Below are 5530 nucleotides of genomic sequence, written 5' to 3' on the forward strand. Positions count from 1 at the left end.
GATATAATTTTAATAATCTTAAAAAAATGATTTTCTCAAAGAGGAGGTAAGCAATGTATCTCAACAGAATGTCAATGGAAGATTTCAAAGAAGAAATAAGTAAAGGAAAAATTGTTCTTCTCCCCTATGGTGTAGCAGAAGAACACGGGCCCCATCTTCCTTTAGGGACCGATACAATCCAAATAGAAAAAATAATAGAGTCGGCTCACTCAAAAAGAGATTTTATTGTGGCTCCAACTGTAAATTATGGTTTATGCTCCTCAACGAGAAATTTTCCCGGCACCATCACTATCTCATTCAACATTCTTGAGAATTTAACTTATGAACTTCTCTGTGAACTTGATAGGAACGAAGTTTCAAAAGCTATTATAATTTCTGGTCATGCCGGTTCAGACCATATGACTGCCCTGCGCGTAGCAGCAAAGAGATTTGCAAGAGAATCTTCTATGATGGTCATAGCAACATCTATTGCAGACCTCGTATTGATAAATCAAAATGATGAATTGCTGAAAAGTTTTCCTCCCGGTGACAAGCACGCCGGCTTTGTCGAAACTTCCTTGATGATGTATATTGAAAATGGAATTGTCAAAAAGGACAATCTTCCGCCTCCATCAAACCCGAAATTTCCAGATCCTCTTATAATTGCAAATGCAGAAACCTATTTCCCGTCAGGAATAATGGGAGACCCAACAAACGCTTCTTCTCAAAAAGGGAAGGAGATATTCGAAACAGCAGTAGAATCTCTCATCAAATTAATTGACTGGTTTGAAAAGGAGATTTCTTGAAACAAAAAGCCTAAAAAAGAGGTTTAAAAAAATTTATAGGCCTGAGAGTATCTTTATTAAAAATTGCAGTAGAATAAACGCTGCAAAAGGAGAAAAATCTATATTTGCTATAGGAGGAATAAGTTTTCGCAATGGCATTAAAACAGGCTCCGTTGCCGAATAGACAAACTTTACAGCAGGATTTCGCGGATCGACATTGATCCACGACAATACAGCAGACGCAATAATTAGATATCCGTAAATATCCAACAGAAAAATCAAAAATTTCATAAAAGTCCTTGTTTAAAAAATATTGACTACAATTTATTTTACATTTCGGCAATCTTTTGTTCAACTTCTTCTATTATCCAATCCGGTGTCGATGCACCGGCAGTTATACCTATTTTTTTTACTCCCTTCAACATTTCAGAGGTAATTTCATCCTTAGTTTCGATATGCATCGTTTTAACATTTTTCCTGCAGATTGCAGCAAGACGGCAAGTATTTGCGCTGTGTTTGCCTCCAATCACAAACATCAAATCAACTTCTTTGCTCAACTGTGAAGCCGCCTTCTGTCTCATAATGCTTGCATAACAAATCGTGTTAAAAATCTTTAATTCATATGCTTTTTCAAGAAGTTTCTCTAAAATGGCAGAAAAATTCTCAAGACTTTGCGTCGTCTGTGCAATTACTCCAAGTTTCTTCTTGAAACTGTTTTTTTCACATTCCTCAGGAGAAGCAATAACGATGATATCACCTCTGACGCTTTCCACAACTGTTTCAACTTCCGCATGATTATGATCTCCGATTAGAATTACCTGATATCCATTTTCAATCATCATTTCCGCAAGATGATGTAGTTTTTTCACCTTTTCACAGGTGGCATCAATTATTTCAACTCCTTTTCTCTTTGCCTCATCGATCCAACCTCTGGGAAGTCCATGCGACCTAACAACAAGAGTCGAACCTTCTCTTATCTCACTTATTGATTCAACCATTTGAACGCCTCTTGCACGAAGCTTTGAAATAACTTGCCTGTTGTGTATTAAATCACCTACAACTGTAATATTCTTTCTTCCATCTGCGATTGCCTTTTCCGTAAGCTCAATTGCACGACGCACTCCTTCGCAGAATCCTAAATATTTTGCTTTTATAATTTTGATCCTTTCCATAGAGGTTTTTGCCTTATTAAATTTAATGATACATAACACAAACTATAAAATCCATAAAAAGCTAAATACCATAGAGTGTTAATTTGTTAAAAAAACATATATCAGAAAGAAAATAGTATTTCTCAATAAAAAAATAGGAAATTCTTTTCTTTCTTATTTAATCAAGAATTTTAGTGTTGACAAAAATCTTTTTTACATATTAGGAAATTCAGAAAGAAAATACTTTTACCATTGTAATTAAACTGTAGAAAAAGGAGATATTTTCAATGCCAGAAACTACTTATGATATAGCTATTATAGGAGGAGGCCCCGGAGGATATGTTTCTGCAATCAGGGGCGCTCAGCTTGGCAAAAAGGTGGTGCTTATAGAAGGTGACGAAGTGGGAGGAACATGTCTACTAAGAGGATGCATCCCTACTAAAACACTAATCAAAGCAGGTGAATTAGCATCGATAGGGAAAAAAGCCGCACTATATGGAATTGATTTTTCCCCTCCAGAAATCAATTTGGAGAAGCTGAGGACGCGCAAAAACACTGTAATAAAAACGCTGACAGGTGGAGTCAAAGCGCTTCTAAAAGGCAATGGTATTGAACTAATCAAAGGTGTCGGCAGTTTTAGAGATGCGTCAACAATAGAAGTAATCACACCTGAAGGGAATAAACAAATAAAGGCAGAAAAAATAATAATTGCATCAGGTTCGATACCTACAAAATTGAATATTCCGGGAATAGATTTAGATTGCGTTATAGATAGCGATACAGCACTTGAACTGGAATCCATTCCAGAGAAGCTGGTAATAGTTGGCGGAGGAGTAATTGGCGTTGAGATGGCATATATTTATAGATGTTTAGGAAGCGATGTTGAAATAGTGGAATTATTACCACGCATAATTGCAAATGAAGATTCCGATGTATCCCAAGCGCTTGCCGCATCATTGACTCGCTTAGGCATCAAAATTCATACAGGTGTAAAAGTTATATCCATTGAAAAGAGCGGAGAAAAGGCAATAACAAAATTCGAAGACAATGAAGGCAGCGCAAATTCTTTGGAGTCGAATTTAGTCCTAATCGGAGTTGGACGCACACCAAATACTTCAAAGCTAAAGTTAGAAAATGTTGGAATTGAAACTTCAGGCGCGGCTATCAAAGTCAATGAAAAAATGGAAACTTCAACAGCAGGAATCTATGCTATAGGCGATGCAGTTGGTGGCTTTATGCTAGCCCATGTAGCAATGGAAGAAGGTATTGTGGCAGTCGAAAATGCTGCAGGGAAAGACATATCTATGAGGTATGACCATATTCCACGATGCATTTATACTTTGCCTGAAGTTGCTTGTGCAGGAATTTGTGAAGATGAAGCGCAAAAGCAAGGCATAGAGATAAAAGTTGGGAAATTTCCATTTTCAGCATCAGGCAAAGCCGCAACAATGGTTGAGCGGGATGGTTTTGTCAAGATTATCTCCAGCGCTGCTGATGATAGAATCATTGGAGTTTCAATCGTGGGTGCAGAAGCGACAGAATTAATTGCAGTAGGTGTTATAGCAATAAAGGAAGGATTGAAATCATCTGATATTGGAGGAGCAATTCATGCCCACCCAACACTTTCCGAAGCAATCAAGGAAGCGGCGCTTGCTATTAATGGAAAAGCTATTCATATGCCTCCAAGACAAGTTAAAAGGAATTAAAAAATAGTATTGACAAATTTAAAAACTGATTATGATAAATATCTAGAAAATAACATTTTGAGATTTAGAATAAAAATTCTATTAGGAGGATAAAGAGGTATGAATTTCTATTGTCCTGATTGTCAGAAAGAATTCTATCTTGAAGATGAAGAGGAAGTCCTTGCCTGCCCATACTGCAACAGTGAAGAAATAGAGGAACTGGAAATTGAAGACGATATTGAAGATGAGGATTATGATGAGGAAGATTTTGATGAAGAAGATTTTGATGAGGATTACGATGAGGATTTCGACGATGATTTCGATGATGATTTCGATGATGATTTCGATGATGACGATTTTGATGTCTTAGATGAAGACGAAGACATCGATGATTTGGATTAAAAACCTTAAATATAGTGGAGAATATCTATGGATGCAGATTTAATTATTATTGGAGGAGGGCCGGCAGGACTAATGGCGGCAAAAACTGCCGCAGAAGAAGGACTGAAAGTAATAATAGTAGATAAAAAGAAAGATATACCTCTTTATACCAAGCCGTGCTGTTCGATGCTTCTTCTTGAACCGAATTACCACGATGAAAATCTAAAAACTGACAATGGGAAAATCACATTCTTAAAAACTGGATTTAGTGTTGATTATGATGGTGAATATGTGGACCTTTTAGGGAGTATGCGTTTTTCTCCTTCCCTGCATCCATTCACTATAAAAGCCAATCCATATCCTGCAGCAAAAGTAATCGATAAGGAAACGCTTGCTAAAAAACTCTTCTCCCAAATCGACAGCGCAGGAGTTGATATAAGGCCATCGACTCAGGGCATCATAGCTGAAGAAGCAAAAGACAGCGTTTCAGTAAAGGTTAGAGATAAAAATGGTGAAAAAGATTTAACTGCTAAATTCGCATTTGTCGCAGATGGTGTCAGTTCCAATGTTGTCAATAGAATGGGATTGAATAAGGAAAGAAAGTTTTATGCAAAAGGATTGGCTCTTTCATTTATGTTGGAAGGGGTTAATTTTCCATATCCTGACGCTTTTGTAGCCTTCATAGGGAAGCGCTTTACCTCGGCAGGCCAATTCTATATGGTCCCAAAAAAAATGAAGAAATTCGGTAAAGACAACAAAGTTTGGGAATTGACATTTGGTGTCCCAACAGGAATGGATATCAATCCAAAAGAGCAATTGCTGAAATTCAAAAATGAAGGTCCTGTAAAAGAGTGGTTGGCTGACGCAAAGATTTTAGAAGAAATCGGGTGTGCAATGAGCTTTTATTCTCCAATTGAAAACCCAGCAAATGGCAGAATCGTTATTCTTGGCGATGCAGCAAGCTTTCAAGAAGTTGAAAATCAAGGTGCTCTTATGTGCGGTTATGTAGCAAGCAAGCTTGTAAAGGAATTTCTTGAAGGCAAAAGAGATTCTCTCGATGAATACAATGAATTCTGGAAGCGTTGTTTCGAATTCAATCATCCGGGGGTTGTAGAAGCTACTGCAAGGACTTATGCAATTCACACCTTCACTGATGAACAGCTCGATTATCTTTTCTCACTTGAAGAAAATTTTACTACCCCGGGATGGATAAATCATTGCACCTGCGCCGATGTCATATTTGCAGCCTTTTCAAAACATTACGAAGAAATAAAAAAACATGATGCAGAACTTGCAGAAAAGATAAAAAAATACAGCTCTATTGCCGTGGATGCAGCACTCAACACATAACTTCCGACAGAGAATATACAAAATATTTTCTGTTCTGTAATAATCAGCAAGAGACTTGCAAAAGAAGGATATCTTTCTTTTTATCCAATTATCTGACTTTTACAGTGTTTAAAACAAAAGTTTGATAATCACTATTTTTTTGTTCCTGCTTTTGCCCCTAAAAAATTTTCATATTTCTTTAATTTTGTAGAAACAAGAA

5 protein-coding genes and 1 pseudogene are annotated in these 5530 nt (G+C 36.9%); 3 read left to right on the forward strand and 3 right to left on the reverse strand.

The annotated features are described in order from the left end of the window. Positions 1–53: 53 nt before the first annotated feature. Positions 54–785: a creatininase family protein gene (locus tag D6734_11550; GenBank protein RMF92770.1), complete on the forward strand. Its 732-nt coding sequence runs from the start codon at positions 54–56 to the stop codon at positions 783–785. A gap of 33 nt (positions 786–818) precedes the next feature. Here D6734_11550 and D6734_11555 read toward each other — a convergent pair whose 3' ends face one another. Together D6734_11555 and ispH are read right to left on the reverse strand one after the other, a co-directional pair. Continuing rightward, entirely contained in the window at positions 819–1055 is a 237-nt protein-coding gene (locus tag D6734_11555; protein ID RMF92771.1) for a YggT family protein, read from the reverse strand. 38 nt (positions 1056–1093) lie between these two features. Continuing rightward, positions 1094–1936 (reverse strand): 4-hydroxy-3-methylbut-2-enyl diphosphate reductase, encoded by an 843-nt coding sequence (gene ispH / locus D6734_11560; GenBank protein ID RMF92772.1) that lies wholly within the window; start codon positions 1934–1936, stop codon positions 1094–1096. A 266-nt stretch (positions 1937–2202) separates the two neighbouring features. Between ispH and lpdA the strand changes: the two genes are divergently transcribed. Further along, complete coding sequence (lpdA, locus tag D6734_11565; protein RMF92773.1) at positions 2203–3621, forward strand: dihydrolipoyl dehydrogenase; 1419 nt, start codon at positions 2203–2205, stop codon at positions 3619–3621. 233 nt (positions 3622–3854) lie between these two features. On the opposite strand, the pseudogene D6734_11570 reads toward lpdA, so the two are convergent. Then, positions 3855–3980, reverse strand: a pseudogene (locus D6734_11570) (parvulin peptidyl-prolyl isomerase). Positions 3981–4029: 49 nt separating this feature from the next. On the opposite strand from D6734_11570, the gene D6734_11575 reads away from it, so the two are divergent. Then, the gene (locus D6734_11575) at positions 4030–5331 is read left to right on the forward strand and encodes an NAD(P)/FAD-dependent oxidoreductase (GenBank protein RMF92774.1); all 1302 of its coding nucleotides are present in this window, start codon (positions 4030–4032) and stop codon (positions 5329–5331) included. The last annotated feature ends 199 nt before the right edge of the window (positions 5332–5530 follow it).

It is taken from the genome of Candidatus Schekmanbacteria bacterium (genome assembly GCA_003695725.1).
Classification (GTDB): Bacteria; Schekmanbacteria; GWA2-38-11; order GWA2-38-11; family J061; genus J061.